The sequence below is a fragment of the Phycisphaerales bacterium genome (assembly GCA_020852515.1).
Taxonomy (GTDB): domain Bacteria; phylum Planctomycetota; class Phycisphaerae; order Phycisphaerales; family UBA5793; genus UBA5793.
In genome coordinates this window covers 98,901-117,826 of record JADZAS010000023.1, presented here as the reverse complement: position 1 = coordinate 117,826, position 18,926 = coordinate 98,901, and the positions used below count along the sequence as shown (strand labels likewise).

The window sequence follows — 18,926 nt, the reverse complement described above, 5'->3', positions numbered from 1 at the left end:
CGTCGGCGGAGGCTCAGCCGCTGAGCATGCGGGCACGCTCGATGTCGATGGTCGAGAAGTGGTTGTAGAAGTTGAGGAAGATCGCCAGCGCAATAGCCGCCTCAGCCGCCGCGAGCACGATGATAAACATCGCAAACATCAGCCCGTCCACCGCCGGGGCTCCGCCCTGCGCCACCGCTTCGCCCGCCCAACTGAAGCGGTTGAAGGCGACGAGGTTGACATTGGCCGCGTTGAGGATGAGTTCGACGCCCATGAGGATGCCGATGGCGTTGCGCTTGGTGAGGATGGTCGCGACGCCGCAGCCAAAGAGGATCGCCGAAAGCGTGAGGAAATGGCCCAGGCCGATCATGGCGTCTCCTCGCCCTTGGCCAGATCCGAATGCCGTCCCTTGGCGATGTAGGCCGCGCCGATCATCACAACCAGCAGCAGCACACCGGCCAGTTCAAACGGCAGCGCGTATTTGCTGAGCAGGTTCTGACCGAGTTCAGCCACGCCGTAGTGCTCGACGCTCGCGCCCGGCGTGCTGGGTTGAAAGCCGCCGGCCAGCTCGACCACGCCAAGAAAGATCATGAGCAGCGCCAGCAGGCCGCCGATGCCCCAGCCGGCGATCCTCTGGCCCAGAGGCACCGTCAGGCGGATGAAGGGGTTCTTGCTGGTGAGCATGACGCCGAAGATGATGAGAATCAGCGTCCCGCCGACGTAGACGATCAATTGGATGGCGGCCAGGAACTCGGCGGCGAGGAAGAAGTACAGCATGGCCACGCTGCCCAGCGTGAAGAGCAGAAACACCGCCATGCGGACGATCTGCTGGGACAGGACCACGCCAAGAGCCCCGAGCACCGCCACCCCGGCAAAGAGGTAAAACAGCCACGGCGCGACCGGATCAAGCGTCGGAGGTTGCTGTGCCAGGAGCACCCGGACCACCCTTGTGAAAAAGGACACAATATGAGGGGGTCAAGATAGCGGTGATGCACCATCCGGTCAACTTGGCGGATGCTCCGGAATCGCCCTCAACTACTCGCTGAGCCCCTTTTCACGCGCTGCACGGCAGCCGGCGGTCCGGCCGCGGCACGCTTCGGTCGAAGGGGCGCCCATCGCGCTGACCATTCGGTGCACGCCCCGGTTTCCTGCCGAGGCGGCCGGCCATCGGGCCGGTCGTGCCGGGGTACGTTTGTTTGGATTACGATAGGATACTGGAGTTGGCGGCCCCGAAATTGCACTGACCCGAGAGCGTCCAAGTTGGGTGATTTTGTAAGTCCTTGTGTTGTAAGATGTTGCGCGATTTCGCTCAACATCTGATTTCTCAATTGACTTGGGCTTCATGTCGCGGCTATGGTCAGTCCGACTGTCTATCCTTGGACATCGCGGTTTGTCACCGCGGTCTTCTTGCCGCCGTGCGGGTGTCGGAGCTTCGCACGGCGGTTTTTTGTTTTTCATATCGCGGCTTCTGCGCTGCTGCACGTGTCATGCCGTCACGGGTGCGCCGGTTGCACAGGGCGCATCGGTGGCGCCGCGCTCGACAATGCCGCGCACGCGCGGCCACACGAGCAGCGCTTCGACGATCATCCAGATCTCGATGATGATCGAAGCGATGCCGATGAGCGCCAGCGGCCACTTCGTCGCGCCGATCTCGGGCGTGAGCCAGCGCGGCGAGTCGGCGCTGCCGATGAACACCTGCCAGGTCATCGCCCACATCGGCATGATGAGCATGAACACCATCGGCACGATGAGGAACCACAGCGGCTTGCGCCGCCGCCAGAGGTACATCGTGATGACGATGAACGACAAGCCGGCGAGGAGCTGATTCGTCGCGCCGAACAGCGGCCAGAGGAGCAGGCCGCCAATTCCGCCGTTGGTGGTCATCCATGTCCAGGCGCCGCCCGGCCCGTCGGTGAACAAGGTTGACCAGAAGCCCGGCGTGATCTGCGTTGTGGGCAGGGCCGCGAGCACGGTGGCGATGACGATGGCGAAGATCGTCGCGCCGTGCTTGTTGGTGAGCCAGTGAATGGGGTTGAGGATGTTGAATGCGCTGCCGGGCATCGAGCGTCCGGCGTGCTCGATCTGTTCGGGAGTGATCATCTCGCCGCACTCGGGGCATTGGATATCGCTGGTCGGCGGCTTGTTGCGTTCCGCCTGAGCAGAGCGAAGCAACGCAGCGTCTTCGGCCCCGGCGGGGCCGGCGAGCGTAGCCACGGGTGGAGCGATGCTGCTCTGGGCATCGCGGAACCCGTGGGAAGTGTGCGCGCGATCATCATCGCCCCGGAGGGGCGAAGGAGTCGTGTGTCCTTCTCGCGCGCCGGGTGTTTCTGTCGACCCTTCGGGGCTTGGGAGTTTCTGCGCATCCTGTCCACGGGTTCCGCTCATCCCTTCGGGATTCACTCCACCCGTGGCTACATTCTCGCGCCCCTCCGGGGCGAAGGCCGCGTCGCTTTGCGACTGCAGTGATGTCGCGTGTTGCCAGAGTGTGTAGCCGCACTTGGGACAGTCGCTTGCGGGGCGAGATGGCAGGAACGTCGCGGCGAGTTCCTGCACCACGTAGCGCTGCAGGCGGCAGGCGGTGTCAAGTGTCGTGCCGGCGAATGAGGCGACGAGCACGCCCATCAGCGCGACGGCCACGCCGAGCGGCAGGCCGATGGCGCGGAGCAGATTGGCCGAGCCGTCTACGAACGCGGCGACGGTCCGCGCGAGGCCGCCTGCGGCGGACCAGGATTGATAGCGCGTGTTGAATGCGGCCCGGCCTACCACCGCCGCCTGAATCTCTGATTCGAGTTCCACGTCACCGCGCACTACAACACCATCTGTCCCAAAGACGATCGCCGTTGGCGGAGAATCTGGACCAAGCGGCCGATAGAGACCGGTCTCAGGTCCCATGTCCTCCTTGGGAGCTTGCGTGTGCCAACCCCAGTTGATCCCTCCTTGCAGCCCTAGTCGTGCAAGACGGAGACCAAGAGGCGTCGAGCCAGCGCGCGAGTCCCCTGGAACTGCGATCTCGAGCGTTTTTTGTACGCCGGTTGGATCGACGAAGTCGCGAATCGTAGATACAAATGCCTGGTAATAATTCGGACCTGATGAGGTTCGCAACGTCGATCCCAAACCTAATCCGGCGACGCAAGCGATAATGACCAGCGTCGCAAGAAACCCCTCCGTCAACATCGACCCGTAGCCGACAAAACGTGCATCGGGTTCGCTTTCGATCTGTTTGCTGCTCGTGCCGCTGCTCACCAGGCAGTGGAAGCCGCTGACCGCGCCGCAGGCAATCGTGATGAACAGAAAAGGAAAAATCGGCAGGGCCCCGATCGGATTCGGATTCCACATCGGCGCCACGACCTCAAGCGGCTGGCGGGCTGCCCCTTCCACCGGCGGAGCGCCGCCGATGAACGCCGCCACGACCAGGCCAAGCACGATCAGCCCCATCGCCGAGAGCAGTTGCAGGCTGTTGATGTAGTCGCGCGGCTGGAGGAGCAGCCACACCGGCAGCACCGACGCCACATATGAGTAAATCAGCAGCACGATGACCCACGTCATGTTCGACCACGACGCCATCCACGCATTGGCCGCGTGCAGGCCGTGCATGACGTGGGCCAGCACCGGCAGGTCGGTCGAGAAGTTCTCATCGCCGATCACGACGGTGAGGTACATGATCACCAGGGCGATGATCGACGGCAGCAGCAGGCTCGCGCCCTTGCGATGCAGCCAGACGCCGATGGCCACCGCGATGGGGATCTGCACCGTGCACGGAAAGATCGACGCCGGGTACTGGCGAAAGACCGTGGCGATGACCAGGCCGAAGATCGCCAGCACGATCGTCAGGCCCATGAAGAGAATCAGCAGGAAGAGCACGCGCACGCGCCGATTGAGCACTCGGCCGGCGACGTCGCCGATCGTCTGCCCGTTGTGGCGCAGGGACACGACCAGTGCGCCCAGGTCATGCACCGCCCCGATGAACACCGAGCCGAGCACGACCCAGATCAGCGCCGGCAGCCAGCCCCACATCACCGCGATCGCCGGCCCGACGATCGGCCCGGTGCCGGCGATTGACGTGAAGTGATGCCCGAAGATGACGGCCTTTTTGGTCGGTACGTAGTCGCTGTCATCGCGCAGGCGGTGCGAGGGGCACACGGCCTTTGTGCTCAGAGCGAAGATGCGCCGGCCCAGCCAGCGCCCGTAGGTGTGGTAGGCGATGATGAAGCCAAGCCCGGCCGCGACGGCGATGAGCAGCGTTGTCATCGCTCAAAGCATAAGCGATCCGCCTCTGGCGAGTCAGCAGCACAAAAAAAGACCACGCCCGGCCATTGTGGCGAAGCCAGGCGTGGAAGAGGAGAGCCAGGGTCGAAGCGCGCCGAGCGCGCGGCGTTACTCAAACTGGTGCCAGTCGGCGTTGCTGATCATGCACGAGGCTGGTTGCGCCGCCTGCAGGCCGATGCTGCGGCCCGAGGCGCCGGCCGGCACGAACCGCGCAAACGTGCCGTCTCCGTTGCCGTCGGTCACGATCGAGCCGGCAATGATCGGCGCGGCCATCTGAACCGTTACGCCGGGGCAACCCGGCACTTCATGCGAGCCGTTGGCCATGCTGTAGACAAAGTAGGTTCGCGTATCAGGCGTCGCGCCGGTGATCGTCCACTGATTCACCTGGCCGGCGATGCCGGGCACGGGGCCTGCCAGCACGGCGTCGATCGGGGTCGCGGCCGTGGCAAGCCAGCCCAGCACGCCGCGCGTCATGTCAGCCGCAAAGTCGTAGTCGATATAGTCGGGCGTATCGACGCTGTCCGTCGAGCGGTGGTAGTGGGGATTGGAGCCCCACTCGTCCTCGATGAGCAGGGCTGCTTCGAAACCTTCCCACTCGAACGGGGCGTGGTCGCTGCGATCCATGGAGCCGTGGTAGATCGGCTCGATTCCAGTCCACTGCGTGAGCGCGTCTCCGAGCGCCTGTTTGCACGGATCGGACGATGTCCTGCCGTAAATCGAGGCGCGGTTCGCTCCGCCCGGATTGAAAGCGATCATGTCGGTGGAGATCATCCCGCGAATGTCATCGCCAGAGTGGGACTGCGCGTACGCCTTGGAGCCGTAGAGGCCCTGCTCCTCGCGATCAAACGCGATGAGGACGATGGTGGCTTCGAAGCGGTGCGATGCGATTACCCGGGCGAGTTCCATCACGCACGCGGTGCCGCTGCCGTTGTCATCGGCTCCGGGCGTGTTGGCCGAGTCGAAGTGCGCGCCGACGATGTAGATCTGCTCGGGGCGGGTGTATCCCTCGTGCACGCCCACGACGTTGTAGTACGTGTTGCCGTACTCAAACGGCTCGAGCGACGTCGTAAGGCCGAGCGACTGGAAGTGGTCGAAGATGTTCTGGCGGGCCAGATCGTGCTCCGCGCCGTAGCCGCGGTTCTGGCCCAGGTGCGTGTAGAGGAGGTCGTCGAGGTAGTGGCGGTAGGTGGTTGCACTGACCTGGGCGACGAGTTCATCGACGGGCCCGGCGAGCGCGGCCGTCGCGGCGAGCCAGGCTGTCGAGCAGGCGAGCAGAGCAAGGGTGAGGTGTCGGTACGCGCGCATGTGGCCTCCTTCGAAGGTTTGTGCCGATCGCAGCCTCAAATACATGACTAATATATCCGATTTTCCGCCGATATGCCGAGATTTGGTGCGGGGCCGTTTCCCTGTTTTCGTTCCGGCCTGCCGGCGGGCGGCGAAATCGCCACTCGCGCCTGCTTCACCTACCCTTGGCTCTCATGATCATCACTGCCCACTGGCTCAACGAGTATCTGGATCGCCCGCTTGACATCGATGCTCTGGTCGATGCCCTGTCCGGGGCAGGCTTCGGCTGCGAGTCGCGCGAAGACCTGCCGGGCGGCGACACGCGTCTGGACATCGAGATCACGTCCAACCGCGGAGATTGCGTCAGCATGGTCGGCCTGGCGCGTGAGGCCGCGGCGGTGACGGGCCGGCAACTCCGCGTTCCGCAGACATCGCGTCCGGAGCCGGTGGCCGCGTCGGGCGTGCCCGTCGAGAATCTCGAGCATGACCTCTGCCCGTACTACAGCGCCCGCGTCATTCGCGGCGTCAGAGTCGGCCCGAGTCCGGACTGGCTCAGGCAGCGTATCGAGTCCATCGGCCAGCGCAGCGTCAACAACGTCGTTGACATCACCAACTTCGTCCTCTTTGAACTTGGCCAGCCGCTGCACGCATTTGATCTGGCGAAACTGAGCGGCCCGAAGATCGTGATCCGCCGCGCCCGCAAGGGTGAAAACCTAACCGCCATCGATGGCTCGAAACTGACGCTCGACGAGTCCATGCTCGCCATCGCCGACGCGCAGCGGCCAGTGGCGCTGGCCGGCGTTATGGGAGGACTCGACACGGAGGTCAGCAGCGCGACGACTGACATCATCCTCGAGGCCGCGTCATTCAGCGGCGCCAGCGTGCGCGCCACGAGCCGGCGGCTCAAACTCATGTCGCCGTCGAGTTATCGCTTCGAGCGCGGCGTTCATCCGGCCACGGTGGCCGCGGCCGCGGACCGCGCTGCGGCGATGATCGCCGAGCTGTGCGGCGGCCAATGGGATGGCAACGCCATCGTGGCGGCCGCATCGCTGCCCGAACCACCCGTGGTCGCGATGCGATGCGATCGCTGCCGGCAGATCGCCGGGATCGAAATTGGCAACGAAGCGATGGTCGGCATTCTTGCGAGGCTCGGCCTGAACCCCGCACTGGACGGCGACGGGTCGCAAATCAGGTGCACGATCGCGCCGCATCGACTCGATCTGACTCGCGAGATCGATCTGATCGAGGAAGTCGTGCGCATTCACGGCCTCGACCAGATCGAGCCGCGCGATCGAATCGAGATCGACGTCGTCGGACTTCAGGAGTCGGTGCAGCGGCGCCGCACGGTCGAGCAGGCGCTTACGGCCAGTGGCTTCTTTGAAGTCGTGACCTTTTCATTCCTGCCGATGAAGGACGCCGAAGCGTTCCTGCATCCCGGATTTGAATTGCTCACACTGCAGGACGACCGCCGCAAGGCCGAGCCGGCGCTTCAGGCCAGCGTGCTGCCGGGTCTGCTGCGCTGCCGCAAGCGCAATCAGGATCTCGGTCAGAAGGAAATGCGCCTTTTTGAGAAGGCGGCGTGCTTTGCGACCATCAATGGCGAGAAGGCCGAGCAGGTCATGCTCGGGTTGTGCCTCGACGCACCCGATCGGCAGCAGGGGCTGCGCGCCATGCGCAGCGCGCTAGACGCCGTCGCGACGGCCTTGCTCGGACCTGCCGGATCGGTGCGAGTGGATGCGCAAGACATCGCGTGGTTCGAGCCGGGCGCAGGGGCGACCGTCAGCATCGGCGACGCGAGGCTGGGCATCATGGGACTTCTGAGCCGCCGGCAGCAGGCGAACTTCGACATCGAGACGCCGCTGGTCGTCGCCGAACTCAACTTTGAAGCCCTGCTCGCTCTTGAGCGTCGGGAGCCGGCCCTGGACACCCTTTCGGCCTACCCCTCGATCCAGCGGGATCTGTCGCTCGTGGTCGATGACTCCATTCCCTGGATGCAGATTGAGAGTGGGATCGAAACGCTCGACCTGGCCAATCTCGAGTCCATCCGTTTCGTGGGTGTTTATCGGGGCAAGCCAGTCGAAAAGGGCCGCAAGAGCGTCACGGTGCGTCTGACGTTTCGCGATCCACTGCGGACCCTCCGCCACGATGAGGTCGATCCCCAGATTGCAGCGGTGGTGGCGGAAATGGGCCGGCAGGTCGGCGCCGTTTTGCGTGAATAGCGCATGCCGGACCGAACCCGGCCACCTGCAGGGCGGTATACTCGTTCAGATTGCAAACAGCATTCCACCGCCGGCGCTTGGGGCGCCGCGCAGTTGCGGATGCGTCAGCCGCCTGATCCGTTGAGGTGGGGCGGACCAGAAGGAGTTGACTCCCATGAAGAAGATGTTCCTGATCGGCGCCTCGTTGGCGTGCTTCGCGTTCGTCGGCTGCAGCAGCAATGACAAGGACGTGGCGATGTCCGAGACGTCCGATTCGTGCTGCGCCAAGGCCGAGGCTTGCGACGACTGCACCGAAGCCAAGGCCGCCAGCCCCGCCGTGGTCGGCGACAAGTCGCACTGCGAAGGCCAGACCGGCGAGTGCCCCTTCAGCAAGAACGAGAACTGATTCGACCTGCACATTTGACCTGATTTACGAGACCGCCCGGCCTGCGCCGGGCGGTCTTTGCATGGGACGAATAGCATCGCTCGCACATGGCCGAGTACCGCGCCAAACCCGGACAGGAAGACCGTCACGGCGAGATGACGGGCGCGATCACATTCAACATGATCTTCGTCATGGGGCCGCTGATCATCTGGTGCGTCATTCTCGGGCCGATCTGGTTCGACCTGAAATGGACGCTGATCATCGGCCTGTCGATGGGCGTGGTGTTGACGCTGATCGGCATGCCGCTGAGCCGATGGGCTTGGGCGCGATTCAGCGAGTGGTCTGACCGCATCTAAACGGCGAACCTCTTGCTTCGCCGCACGCTCGTGCGGCCGATGGACCACGAGTCGGCTCCGACGAAGCGCGCGAGGCGATCCACGGCTGCCTCGATGCGACTGAGCATGGCGTCGCTGACGCTGACATCCGGCTCCCACCAGAGTCGAGCGATGCGCAGCACGCCCTTGTCGCGATGGAACTTCGGATCGACGCGGGCCACGAGCCGATCGCCGTCGAGCACCGGCATGACGTAATAACCGAAGCGGCGCATCGCCTCGGGGACGAAGGCTTCGAAGCGATAGTCGAAGTTGAACAGCCGGCCGGCGCGAGCCCGGTCGCGCAGCACCGGATCGAACGGGCACAGCAGCCGAGCGCGCTTCGGCGGCCGCGGCGCCGCATCAAGACGGCTGCGCCAGTCGTGAAAAGCCACGGCGAGGCGCGGCTTGGCGCCATCGGCGGCCTCCACTTCAACGGGAACCGCCCGGCCGACCCGAAGCGCGGCGTCGCACCAGGCGCGAGCCTCGGCGAGGGAAATCGCATTCCAGAACTTCGCTATTTCACTGGGAGTCGCGCAGCCCAGGCGCTGCAGCGCCGTAACACAGGCCCACTCGACCTGCTCCTCACCAGTGGGCGGCTCAGACTGCGTGAACTCGCCGAGCACGCGCGGCGCGAGGTCGTAGACCTTTTGAAAGTTGTCGCGCCGCGCAATGAGCAGATCGCCCGTGCGCCAGAGATGCTCGAGGGCGGCCTTCTGCGGCTTCCAGCCCCACCAGGCGCCGGACTCTCCGTTGCGATCGTGCTCGAAGTCGCGCGAGAGCAGGGGACCCTCGGCGGCGATGCGCTCGCGCACGTGGGCAATCACCTGCGGGAACTTCGGCCCCATCCGCTCGCGCCACCACTTGCCGGTGCGCTGGCGGTTGAAGCGCGGCAGCCAGTGGCGATACCACTTTGTCGGGATGAGCGATGCATCGTGCGTCCAGTGCTCGAAGAGCAGGCGGTCGCGCTCGACGAGTCGGTCGAGCATGGCCGGGCGAAACCGATCGAGACGTGCCGCGAGAATGAGGTGGTGCGCGCGGTCCACGACGTTGATCGAGTCGATCTGCACGAAGCCCATGCGCTCGACGAGGTCGTAGACGCGCTGCGCATCGGCGGCGCCGGTTGGCGCGGCGGCCAGGCCCTGCGCATCGAGCAGCAGCAGGCGCGCCTGCGCCGCGGTCATCCGTTCGTGCCTGCGGTTTGACCCTGGCGACATGGCGGAGATTAGCATCGCGGGCTTGCGAGTCGAGCCTGCGGGATGCGCCATCGCGCGCGGCTATCCTTGCCTTCACTCATGGCCACGACACCCGAAGCGAGTTCGATTTCGAGATGCTGATTCCGCTGCTGCTGCTCATTCTCGGCCTCGTCATGCTGATCGTCGGCGGCGATCTGCTCGTGCGCGGCGCCTCGACGATGGCCCGCGTCCTGGGCGTATCCGAACTGGTCGTCGGCCTGACGGTCGTCGCGTTCGGGACCAGCGCGCCCGAACTGGCTGTCAACGTTCTCGCGGCCTGGGAGGACAAGGGCGACATTTCGTTTGGCAACATCGTTGGCAGCAACATCGCCAACATAGGGCTCATCCTCGGCATCGCCGCGCTCATTCGACCGCTGCAGATCCGCAGCCAGGTCATCCGCCGCGAACTGCCCATGATGCTTCTGGCCACGATCGCCGTGTGCGTAATGGCGGCCGACAACTGGCTCCGCGCCAGCGCCGGGGCGTTCGATCGCAGCGACGGGCTCATCATGCTGCTGCTCTTTGGCGTGTTTCTGTACTACACCGCGGCCGAGGTGCTCTACAAGTCCAGTCCCGAGGACACTATTCGGACCGAGTCGGCCCAGGTGCTCGATCAAGTCGCGCCCGAGAGCAAAGATCGGTCGCTGGCGGTGAGCGCTGTCATGAGCATTGTCGGTCTCGGGCTGCTCATCGGCGGCGGGCAGGTGACAGTGGAGCAGGCCACAATGCTGGCGCTGTCCTTTGGAGTGCCGCAGGTTGTCGTGGGCCTGACGCTCGTGGCCGTGGGCACCAGCCTGCCGGAACTGGTTACGTCGGTGGTGGCGGTGTACCGCGGCCAGTCAGACATAGCTGTGGGCAATGTGATCGGCTCGAACATCTTCAACCTGCTGCTCATCATGGGTGTGAGTTCGGCCGTTCGACCTATCCCTGTTCCGGCCGGAGGGTGGTTCGATCTCATCTGGCTGGCGGGGCTGTCGTTTGTGCTCGTGCCGATGGTGCTCACGGCAAACCAGCGCCTGATCCGGCGCGAAGGGCTCTTCCTGCTGCTCGCGTACGCGGCGTATATCTCCTGGCGCGTGCTCATGGTGCACAATGGAAACTGACGGCGCGGCGCATGAGTGACGCGGCTGCTGATCCACTGCTGTCCAGAAGTGATGCCGCAGCGCGGGCTCGCGCAGGCGTCGCCTACGGACTCGCGGCCTATCTCTGGTGGGGCGTGGCGCCGCTCTACTTCAAGATCATCGTCGCCCGCGCGCCCGGCCGCGAGGTCCTGGCGCATCGCATTCTCTGGTCGGCGGTCTTTCTCGTCTCGCTCGTGCTCATCCGTCGGCAGGGGCCGGCGCTGTGGAGAGTGCTGTTTCGCACGCCGCGCGTGCTCGTGGTGCTCGTGGGTACGGCGGCGCTCATCTGCGTCAATTGGTACCTCTTCATCTGGGTGCACGAAACCGGCCAGGTGCTGCAGGCAAGCCTGGGCTACTTCATCAACCCGCTCATCAGTGTGGCGATGGGCTATCTGATTCTCGGCGAGCGTCTGCGGCGCCTGCAGGTGCTCGCCGTGGCGATCGCGGCTGCCGGCGTGATCTACCTCTCCATCGCCTCGCGCGAGGCGCCCGTCATCGCCCTGGCGCTGGCGTGCACTTTCGCGGCCTACGGCCTGATTCGCAAACTCGTTCCCGTCGAGGCGATGGTCGGACAGACGGTCGAAACGCTGCTGCTCGCCCCGCTGTGCATCGGCTATCTCATCTGGACGGGAATGAACGGCGGGGGAGCGTTTGGCAGCGGATCAGGGCTCACGGATACGCTGCTCATCGCCGGCGGTGTCATCACCGCGCTGCCGCTGTTGTGGTTCACCTGCGCAGCGCGCCGGCTGCGGCTGGTCACGGTCGGTTTCCTGCAATACCTCGCGCCCTCGGGCCAGTTCCTCATCGCCTGGCTCATCTTCCACGAACCACTGAGCACCCCCCGCCTCGTGTGCTTCGTCATCATCTGGATCGCGCTGGCGATCTATTCGTTTGACGCGATCCGCGGCGCAAGAACAAAGCCCAGGTAACGCATTACCTGGGCTTTGTGTTCAAGTCGTGCTGCGGCGCCGCTCAATACCGGTAATGCTCGGGCTTGTATGGCCCTTCGACCGGGACGCCGATGTACGCGGCCTGCTTGTCGGTGAGTTTGGTCAGTTTCGCGCCGAGTTTGCCCAGGTGCAGGCGGGCAACCTCCTCATCGAGAATCTTGGGCAGCGTGTACACCTTCTTCTCGTACTGTTGCTGGTTCTGCGCCAACTCGATCTGGGCGAGCACCTGGTTGGTGAACGAAGCGCTCATCACAAACGACGGATGGCCCGTGGCGCAGCCGAGGTTGAGCAGGCGACCTTCGGCCAGGATGAGCACGCTGTGGCCGTCTGGGAAGGTCCACATGTCGTACTGAGGCTTGATGTTGGTCTTCTTGATGCCCTTGGTCTTCTTGAGCCCGGCCATGTCGATCTCGTTGTCGAAGTGGCCGATGTTGCCGACGATGGCTTTGTCCTTCATCTTCGCCATGTGCGCTGCGGTGAGGATGTTGAAGTTGCCCGTCGTCGTGATGAAGATGTCGGCCTTGTCCGCCCAGTCTTCGACCGTGCCGACCTGGTAGCCTTCCATTGCGGCCTGCAGCGCGCAGATCGGATCGATCTCGGCAATCACGATGCGGCAGCCTTGGCCCTTGAGCGCCTGAGCGCAACCCTTGCCCACGTCGCCGTAGCCGCAGATCATCGCCACTTTGCCCGAGAGCATGACGTCGGTGGCGCGGTTCAGCCCGTCTACGAGTGAGTGCCTGCAGCCGTAGAGGTTGTCAAACTTGCTCTTGGTGACCGAGTCGTTGACGTTGATGGCGGGGAAGAGCAGCGTGCCGGCCTTCTGCATCTCGTAGAGGCGGTGCACGCCGGTCGTGGTTTCTTCGGAGACGCCCTGGATGCCAGGCGCGATGCGCTTCCACGCGCCGGGGTCGCGCTTGGCGATGTCACGAAGCAGGTTGAGAATCACGCCCCATTCTTCAGGGTCATTGTCGGCGTCGAAGGCAGGGATCTTGCCGGCCTTCTCGAACTCGAGTCCCTTGTGAACGAGCAGCGTCGCGTCGCCGCCGTCATCGACGATCTGGTCCGGGCCGGAGCCATCGGGCCAGAAGATCGCCTGCTCGGTGCACCACCAGTACTCTTCAAGCGTCTCGCCCTTCCATGCGAAGACGGGAACGCCTTTGGGATTCTCAGGCGTGCCGCCGGACTCCGGTCGACCGACCACCACGGCCGCGGCGGCGTGATCCTGGGTGCTGAAGATGTTGCACGAGACCCAGCGGACATCAGCGCCGAGTTCGGTCAGCGTCTCGATGAGCACGGCGGTCTGCACGGTCATGTGCAGGCTGCCCATGATCTTGAGGCCCTTGAGGGGCTTGCTCGGGCCGTACTTGGTGCGGCAGGCCATGAGGCCGGGCATCTCGTCCTCGGCAAGCATGATCTCCTTGCGGCCCCACTCGGCGAGACTGAGGTCCTTGACCTTGAAGGCGGGCCGGTCAGCCTTGGCGCCGGCGGAACTGGGGCGAGTCGCAGTGGCGGTGGTCATGGGCAAGAGGTCCTTTCGAGAGCGTTCTGGTGTGGTTTTCTCGGGGTATTTCGTCAAGACGGGGCGGTCGGGCGGCCATGAGAGAGCCGGCATTCATCCGTTCATCCGGATAGAGTGTAGAAGCAGATTCGGCGGCGGACAAGGGCCGAGCGGCCGCGAGGAATCGGTGCCATCCGGTTTCCCGTCGGATCAGCCGCAAAGAGGCACAGAAGGCTCAGAAGTGGAAGGGGCGTGGCGCTGGTGCCGTGGTCCAGAGGTCGGGTTCCTGGTCTGAGCCTGAGTCGAAGGCTGCGACCCGCGGGCCACGCCGTTCGCGCGGTGGGCCTGTCGATGAATCGAGTGCCGCGCGCCCGCATGGCCCGCGCTCGCAGAGCCTCGCTTGACCATGGCACCCGATGGCACTGATGCCGCTGTCGCTATGCCCCGCGCGAACCGGCCATGACGAACAGGTCCGGGCCCTTGGCCTGTGGGTCAGAGGGCAGGTGGACGGTCCGGAGATGGCCCAGGCCCGCGGCGGTGAACCACTCGCTCATCTCCGCCGGCTTGAAGCCGAGCCACTTGTGGCCCATCGTTTGGCGGTACTGCTCGCGGTCGTGTTCGAGCATGTCGATGACGAGCAGGCGGCCGCCGGGCTTGAGGATGCGCGCGGCTTCGCGGATCGCCGTCGCCGGGTGGTTCACGTGGTGCAGGACGAGCGAGATGATTGCTGCATCCACACTGGCATCATCGAGCGGCAGGCCCGTGAGATCGCTGTGGTGGAAGTGGACGTTCTTGTGCCTGGCAAGGCGCTTGCGGGCGGCGGCGAGCATCGCTTTGCTCATGTCCACGAGATGCACCGTCTCGACCAGCGTGGCCAGGCGCACGGCAATGTCGCCGGTGCCGCAGCCAAGATCGGCCACGGTCCACTGAGGAGGCAGAAGAGCCAGCAGGGCCTCATCCACAAAGCTCGAGCCGAACAGTTCGCTGCGGATCGCGTCCCACTCGCCGCCCACGCGGCCGAAGTAGGCAATCGTGTCCGTCTCGCGCTTGGCGAGGATCTGCTTGAGGCGATGCTCATCCTGGCGCACCTGCGGCGGCTCGCCGAGTTGCCTGCGGGTGAGTTGCCACAGTTCGCGCGCTTCCTCGCTCAGCGATTCGTTCACGAGGCGGTACATGCTGGCCGTGCCTTCGGAGCGGCGCACGATCCAGCCGCCTTCAAGCAGCGACTTGAGATGCCGGCTGACGGTGCTCTGGGGCAGTTGCAGAATGGATGCGAGTTCGCCGACGCCGAGTTCCTCAATCTCGAGCAGCCGAAGCAGGCGCAGGCGCGTCATTTCGCTCAGCAGCGCGAGGCGGTCAGTCAGGCGTTGGCGAGGTGCGGTGGATGCCATGACGATCAGGATCGCGCTTCAATCAGCCGGCACTGCTCAGCGATCGGGTGCGAGTTTCAAACTCGGACCGACCACGGCGAAGTACGTTTCGAGTTTTTCGATGACCTGCTGGTTCTCCGGCTCAATCCAGTAGGCCTGGCGCAGGCGCTGGGTCGCGGCTTCGGTCTTGCCGATCGATTCGTAGAAGGTGGCCAGTTTCCAGTAGGGCAGCACGGTGGGCGTGGGTTCGATGCGGATGGCGGTGCGGTAGGCGAGTTCCGCCGAATCGGGGTCGCCGTATTTCGCGGCCATATCGCCCCAAAGGAGATAGTCGCGCACTTCGCCGCGGCTCTGGGCGGCGTCCCTGAGGAACATCACCATGCCTTGCTGGTCGCCGCTCCGGGCCATGGCTTCGGCCAGCTGCTCGCCAATCTGGAACGTGAGGTCCGGGTTGTGGCTCGACTGCTGATAAGCGATGCCCAGATGCGTGCGAGCCCGCATCGGATCGCCCAGCGCGAGGTGGGCCCTGCCGAGGCCGTAGTTCGCTTCGGTATCCTCAGGCTTGACCTCGAGAACCTGCTGGTACGCGACCAGCGCATCCTGAAAATGCTCGTGGTCGAGCGCGTACTGCCCGTCGGCGCGCAATTCGGGGAGCGATCTCTTGTTCGAACAGCCAATCGGCCAGAGTGAGGCGGCGATCAGCAGGACGGCCATCCACCGTGCCATGCGTGGACTCCTTGTGTCGCAGGGTTCAGGGGCATCATATCACGCTCCGGGCCGCAGTGGCGAACGGCGGGTCAGCAAGGCGGGCCGTATCCTCCACCGGTGCGATTGCGAACGGTCATCCTCCGCCACGAGCAGCCCGATGGCAGCGCGCACTTCGACTGGATGCTCGCCGTGGACGACCCGGCGACCAAGCGCCTGCGGACATGGCGGGTTGCGCTCCGGCCAGACGAAGTCCCGCCAGGTGAAGACCTTGCCGTCGAACCTCTCGCCGACCACCGCGCGACGTATCTCGACTACGAAGGCCCGGTGGCCGGCGACCGCGGCCTGGTCCGGCGCGTCCGGTCCGGCTGGTGGACGCCTGCTGCAGAAGTTGAGCCCGCCGCCGAGCACCTGCTGCTCAGTGTGCACTGGGACGGTGATCCCGCGCCGCAGCAATGGTCGATCAGACATCAGCAGGCCCATCGGCTGAGTTGATTTCGCCGCGAATCCGGATTTCGCTTGCAAGGCCGTCTTGGTCGTGGTAGCCTGTATCAGCCGCAGTCATGTCCCAATTCTCGAAACGGGGGTTTCCATGAGCGGATCGCAGGACCACAACCCGCAGCACCCCAAGATCCGATTCTCCGAGCCGACGGGCTTTGGAGCGTCATCATCATCTGCGTCGAGCGGATCTTCGGGCTTCGAGGTTGAGCACGAAGAATTGAGCCCGGTCGATCTGCCCAATCCGGCGCCGCTGGTCGAAGGCAGCAAGAAGATTCGCACCTTCGAGCGCCACGGCGGAGGACCTGAATCGGAATGGAATCGTCGGCCCAATGTCACGGGCGCGGGCGCGATTCATGTCCGGACGTTTCACTCGAAACTCAACTCCGATTCGCTGGCATTCATGGATCAGACCATCAACGAGTGGCTCGACGCCCACCCCGAATACGAGGTGAAGTTCGTCACTTCGACGATTGGCGAGTTTACCGGCAAGGTGCGCGAGCCGGCTCTGATCTGCCAGGTCTGGGTTTGACGGCGAGTTCGTGGCCGGGGAGCCTCCGCTGAGCCGATATTCTGGTGTCGGTTTGGGAGGCTTGGAATGTGCGGCATCCTTGGAATCATCGCCCCGCCGGGAAAGCGGCCGAGCGTCTCGACAGACGTCGCGGCCGGCATGCGCGACTGCATGAGACAGCGCGGACCTGATGACGCCGGGTTCGCCGAGCACCGCAACGTGCTCTTTGCCCATCGCCGCCTGAAAGTGATCGACCCGGACGGCGGCGCGCAGCCCATGTGGTCGCCGGACCGGCGCTACCTGCTCATCTACAACGGCGAACTCTACAACGACGCGGAGATTCGGCGCCAACTCCAGCAGCGGTATCGCATCGAGTTCCGCACGCGCTGCGATACCGAAACACTCCTGCACGCACTTATCGCCTGGGGAAGCGAGGCGCTGACGCGGTTGCGAGGCATGTTCGCCTTTGCGCTCTACGACTTCGTCGAGAACCGGGTCTTGCTGGCTCGCGATCCGTTCGGGATCAAGCCGCTCTACTACGCCACCATCGGACGCGAGATCGTCGTCGCCAGCGCGCCCGCTGCCATCCTGGCCCACCCCGGCATGACGAGCCAGCCTGATGCGGCTGTGGTGTCCGCCTACCTCTCGACGATCCGCACGACGCTTGGCCGCCGGACTCTCTTTGCCGGCGTGCACACCGCGCTGCCCGGTGAGTGCATCGAGGTGTCCTTCGCGGGCGGGCAGCCGCGCTGGAAGATGCACGAATACTGGTGCGAGCCGTCGCTCGAACGTACGGATATCGAATTCAACGACGCGGCGGAACTGGTTCGAGAGGCGGTGATCGACTCGGTTGCGGCACATCTGCGCAGCGACGTGCCGCGCTGCCTGCTGCTGTCGGGCGGGCTGGACAGCGCGATCATCGCCTCCGTCTGCCGCGATCTGGGAGCCAGTGACGCTCTGCGGACCTGGTGCGCCGCCGACCCCGACGACTGCGGCGAGGACCGCCGCTTCGCGTCACGCGTCGCCGCGCAGTTTGGCGCGCAACATCACGACACGCTTGTGGATGCCGACCGATTCACCGGCGCCTGGTTCGATCTCATCGCCTGCAACGCCATCCCGGTGAGCACACCCAACGAGACGGCGATCCGGGCTGTCGCCGCGGCCCTCAAACCGCACGCGACCGTGGCGCTCAGCGGCGAGGGCGCTGATGAACTCTTCGGCGGCTATGCTCTGCCCATCCTCTGCGGCCTCGACGCCATCCACGCGCAGCAGTCCGATTCACCGGCGCGATTCCGCGCGGAACTCGCAGCGCAGTACGGCTCGCCGTCTCTGGGCAGCGAGGCGGAGCATTACCTTCGATCCAACTCGTGGATTCACACTGCGCGTAAAGGTTCGTTGTTGACGGACGAGGTGCTCAAGACCGCCGAGTACGACCGGCTGCTGCACGAGGAGATCGCCGCGCAGTTCGGCCGTGCTGATGAAGTCGATATTCGAGCCGAGCAGCGCCTGCTGCGCGTGCACCAGCGCATCAACCTGTCCGGACTGCTGGGCCGGCTCGACACATCGACGATGGCGGAAAGCGTCGAGGGCCGCACGCCGTTTGCCGATGTTCGTCTGGCGGAACTCGCCGCGACGCTCCCGTTCGAGTACAAGTTCGGCGCCCGACCGGCGGCGGATGGGGGATGGTCCAGCGCCGCGCAGACCCTGGCGCGCGGCGGGGTCGAAACCAAGCGCGTGCTCCGGGCCGCATTCGCGCGCGACATCCCCCTCGACGTGCTCCAGCGGCCCAAGGCAAGTTTCCCGCTTTCATTCCAGAAGTGGCTGGCTCCGGCGGCGTCGTGGCTGCCGCGGGCCGCCGCGGCTGGGGAGCTGTTCCGCCGGCGCGACGCCCTCGCCCTCGCGAGCGATCCCGGCGGCCAGTGGCTTACCCTGTGGCCCGTGCTCAATATCGCCCTCTGGTTTGAGTTGCACTGGGGCGACGGCCTGCCCAGTTCTGACGATCTGACGGGCAGCGCCGCACTCGCCGCTGCCTCCGAACTGGGGTGAATCTCTCATGCGCGGCGGGCAGCGTTGACCGTTTCCCACCCGGGTCTACACTCTGCTCCCACTCTCCGGAGACCGCTGAGCATGGCCGAGACGTTCCGCTGCACCCTGGTGACCCCCGAAGCTCAGGTGCTCGACGAGCAGGTGACCTACGTGACCTTTCCCGCATGGGACGGGCAGGTTGGCATCGCCCCCGGCCGCAGCGCGCTGCTGGCGCGCGTCGGAATCGGCTCGATGCGGCTCGACTTCGCGAGCGGCGCCAGCCGGTGGTACCTGCTTGAAGGCGGATTCGCCCAGATGCTCGGCGACCAGCTCACGATCCTCAGCGACAAGTCCACGCCGGCGGAGAATCTCATCGCTTCGGACGCGAACAGGGAACTCGAAGCCGCGCTGGCGATGACCGCCACCGACGAAGGTTCGCAAAAGGCCCGTACTGCCGCGCTCCAGGCCGCGCGCGAGAAGAACCGCATGGCCCGAGCGGCGAATACCCGCGGCATCTGAGTACACGCATC

General features: G+C 65.0%; 17 protein-coding genes. 9 read left to right on the top strand and 8 right to left on the bottom strand.

The window, feature by feature from the left end; translation table 11 throughout:
* Positions 1-13: 13 nt before the first annotated feature.
* From nuoK to IT430_15495, 4 genes are all read right to left on the bottom strand, one after another.
* Positions 14-349 carry an NADH-quinone oxidoreductase subunit NuoK gene (gene nuoK / locus IT430_15510; protein MCC6909346.1) on the bottom strand — a complete coding sequence of 112 codons (336 nt, stop codon included), beginning with the start codon at positions 347-349 and terminating at the stop codon, positions 14-16.
* Positions 346-915, bottom strand: a complete 570-nt coding sequence (locus IT430_15505; GenBank protein ID MCC6909345.1) for an NADH-quinone oxidoreductase subunit J — start codon at positions 913-915, stop codon at positions 346-348. Before IT430_15505 ends, nuoK begins: the two co-directional genes overlap by 4 nt.
* Before the next feature lie 549 nt (positions 916-1,464).
* A complete protein-coding gene (locus IT430_15500; GenBank protein MCC6909344.1) occupies positions 1,465-4,227 on the bottom strand; it encodes a hypothetical protein in 2,763 nt (920 codons plus the stop codon).
* A gap of 126 nt (positions 4,228-4,353) precedes the next feature.
* A complete protein-coding gene (locus IT430_15495; GenBank protein MCC6909343.1) occupies positions 4,354-5,550 on the bottom strand; it encodes a Zn-dependent exopeptidase M28 in 1,197 nt (398 codons plus the stop codon).
* Between the two features lie 173 nt (positions 5,551-5,723).
* On the opposite strand from IT430_15495, the gene pheT reads away from it, so the two are divergent.
* From pheT to IT430_15480, 3 genes are all read left to right on the top strand, one after another.
* Positions 5,724-7,748, top strand: coding sequence for a phenylalanine--tRNA ligase subunit beta (gene pheT, locus IT430_15490; GenBank protein MCC6909342.1), 2,025 nt, complete (start codon positions 5,724-5,726; stop codon positions 7,746-7,748).
* A gap of 154 nt (positions 7,749-7,902) precedes the next feature.
* The gene (locus IT430_15485; protein MCC6909341.1) at positions 7,903-8,133 is read left to right on the top strand and encodes a hypothetical protein; all 231 of its coding nucleotides are present in this window, start codon (positions 7,903-7,905) and stop codon (positions 8,131-8,133) included.
* 86 nt (positions 8,134-8,219) lie between these two features.
* The gene (locus IT430_15480; protein ID MCC6909340.1) at positions 8,220-8,468 is read left to right on the top strand and encodes a hypothetical protein; all 249 of its coding nucleotides are present in this window, start codon (positions 8,220-8,222) and stop codon (positions 8,466-8,468) included.
* Here the strand turns inward: IT430_15480 and IT430_15475 are convergent.
* A complete protein-coding gene (locus IT430_15475) occupies positions 8,465-9,667 on the bottom strand; it encodes a YcaQ family DNA glycosylase (protein MCC6909339.1) in 1,203 nt (400 codons plus the stop codon). The genes IT430_15480 and IT430_15475 overlap by 4 nt on opposite strands.
* Before the next feature lie 146 nt (positions 9,668-9,813).
* Here IT430_15475 and IT430_15470 point away from each other — a divergent pair, with 146 nt between their 5' ends.
* Together IT430_15470 and rarD are read left to right on the top strand one after the other, a co-directional pair.
* Positions 9,814-10,821 (top strand): calcium/sodium antiporter, encoded by a 1,008-nt coding sequence (locus tag IT430_15470; protein ID MCC6909338.1) that lies wholly within the window; start codon positions 9,814-9,816, stop codon positions 10,819-10,821.
* Between the two features lie 11 nt (positions 10,822-10,832).
* A complete protein-coding gene (gene rarD, locus IT430_15465; GenBank protein MCC6909337.1) occupies positions 10,833-11,768 on the top strand; it encodes an EamA family transporter RarD in 936 nt (311 codons plus the stop codon).
* Between the two features lie 43 nt (positions 11,769-11,811).
* Here rarD and IT430_15460 read toward each other — a convergent pair whose 3' ends face one another.
* From IT430_15460 to IT430_15450, 3 genes are all read right to left on the bottom strand, one after another.
* Complete coding sequence (locus tag IT430_15460) at positions 11,812-13,308, bottom strand: adenosylhomocysteinase (protein ID MCC6909336.1); 1,497 nt, start codon at positions 13,306-13,308, stop codon at positions 11,812-11,814.
* A 416-nt stretch (positions 13,309-13,724) separates the two neighbouring features.
* Entirely contained in the window at positions 13,725-14,678 is a 954-nt protein-coding gene (locus IT430_15455) for a metalloregulator ArsR/SmtB family transcription factor (protein MCC6909335.1), read from the bottom strand.
* Positions 14,679-14,714: 36 nt separating this feature from the next.
* Complete coding sequence (locus IT430_15450; GenBank protein MCC6909334.1) at positions 14,715-15,383, bottom strand: tetratricopeptide repeat protein; 669 nt, start codon at positions 15,381-15,383, stop codon at positions 14,715-14,717.
* A 99-nt stretch (positions 15,384-15,482) separates the two neighbouring features.
* On the opposite strand from IT430_15450, the gene IT430_15445 reads away from it, so the two are divergent.
* The 4 genes from IT430_15445 to IT430_15430 all read left to right on the top strand — a co-directional run bounded on the left by IT430_15445 (position 15,483) and on the right by IT430_15430 (position 18,915).
* Positions 15,483-15,857, top strand: coding sequence for a hypothetical protein (locus IT430_15445; GenBank protein ID MCC6909333.1), 375 nt, complete (start codon positions 15,483-15,485; stop codon positions 15,855-15,857).
* Positions 15,858-15,954: 97 nt separating this feature from the next.
* Positions 15,955-16,392 (top strand): hypothetical protein, encoded by a 438-nt coding sequence (locus IT430_15440; protein ID MCC6909332.1) that lies wholly within the window; start codon positions 15,955-15,957, stop codon positions 16,390-16,392.
* A 66-nt stretch (positions 16,393-16,458) separates the two neighbouring features.
* Positions 16,459-18,417, top strand: a complete 1,959-nt coding sequence (asnB, locus tag IT430_15435) for an asparagine synthase (glutamine-hydrolyzing) (protein ID MCC6909331.1) — start codon at positions 16,459-16,461, stop codon at positions 18,415-18,417.
* An 81-nt stretch (positions 18,418-18,498) separates the two neighbouring features.
* On the top strand, positions 18,499-18,915 hold the full coding sequence (locus IT430_15430; protein ID MCC6909330.1) for a F0F1 ATP synthase subunit epsilon: 417 nt from the start codon (positions 18,499-18,501) through the stop codon (positions 18,913-18,915).
* The last annotated feature ends 11 nt before the right edge of the window (positions 18,916-18,926 follow it).

Coding starts and splice junctions, on each gene's coding strand:
- nuoK (MCC6909346.1), bottom strand. CDS start 349: ATGATCGGCCTGGGCCATTTCCTCACGCTTTCGGCGATCCTCTTTGGC.
- IT430_15500 (MCC6909344.1), bottom strand. CDS start 4,227: ATGACAACGCTGCTCATCGCCGTCGCGGCCGGGCTTGGCTTCATCATC.
- IT430_15495 (MCC6909343.1), bottom strand. CDS start 5,550: ATGCGCGCGTACCGACACCTCACCCTTGCTCTGCTCGCCTGCTCGACA.
- pheT (MCC6909342.1), top strand. CDS start 5,724: ATGATCATCACTGCCCACTGGCTCAACGAGTATCTGGATCGCCCGCTT.
- IT430_15485 (MCC6909341.1), top strand. CDS start 7,903: ATGAAGAAGATGTTCCTGATCGGCGCCTCGTTGGCGTGCTTCGCGTTC.
- IT430_15480 (MCC6909340.1), top strand. CDS start 8,220: ATGGCCGAGTACCGCGCCAAACCCGGACAGGAAGACCGTCACGGCGAG.
- IT430_15475 (MCC6909339.1), bottom strand. CDS start 9,667: ATGACCGCGGCGCAGGCGCGCCTGCTGCTGCTCGATGCGCAGGGCCTG.
- IT430_15470 (MCC6909338.1), top strand. CDS start 9,814: ATGCTGATTCCGCTGCTGCTGCTCATTCTCGGCCTCGTCATGCTGATC.
- rarD (MCC6909337.1), top strand. CDS start 10,833: ATGAGTGACGCGGCTGCTGATCCACTGCTGTCCAGAAGTGATGCCGCA.
- IT430_15460 (MCC6909336.1), bottom strand. CDS start 13,308: ATGACCACCGCCACTGCGACTCGCCCCAGTTCCGCCGGCGCCAAGGCT.
- IT430_15455 (MCC6909335.1), bottom strand. CDS start 14,678: ATGGCATCCACCGCACCTCGCCAACGCCTGACTGACCGCCTCGCGCTG.
- IT430_15450 (MCC6909334.1), bottom strand. CDS start 15,383: ATGGCACGGTGGATGGCCGTCCTGCTGATCGCCGCCTCACTCTGGCCG.
- IT430_15440 (MCC6909332.1), top strand. CDS start 15,955: ATGAGCGGATCGCAGGACCACAACCCGCAGCACCCCAAGATCCGATTC.
- asnB (MCC6909331.1), top strand. CDS start 16,459: ATGTGCGGCATCCTTGGAATCATCGCCCCGCCGGGAAAGCGGCCGAGC.
- IT430_15430 (MCC6909330.1), top strand. CDS start 18,499: ATGGCCGAGACGTTCCGCTGCACCCTGGTGACCCCCGAAGCTCAGGTG.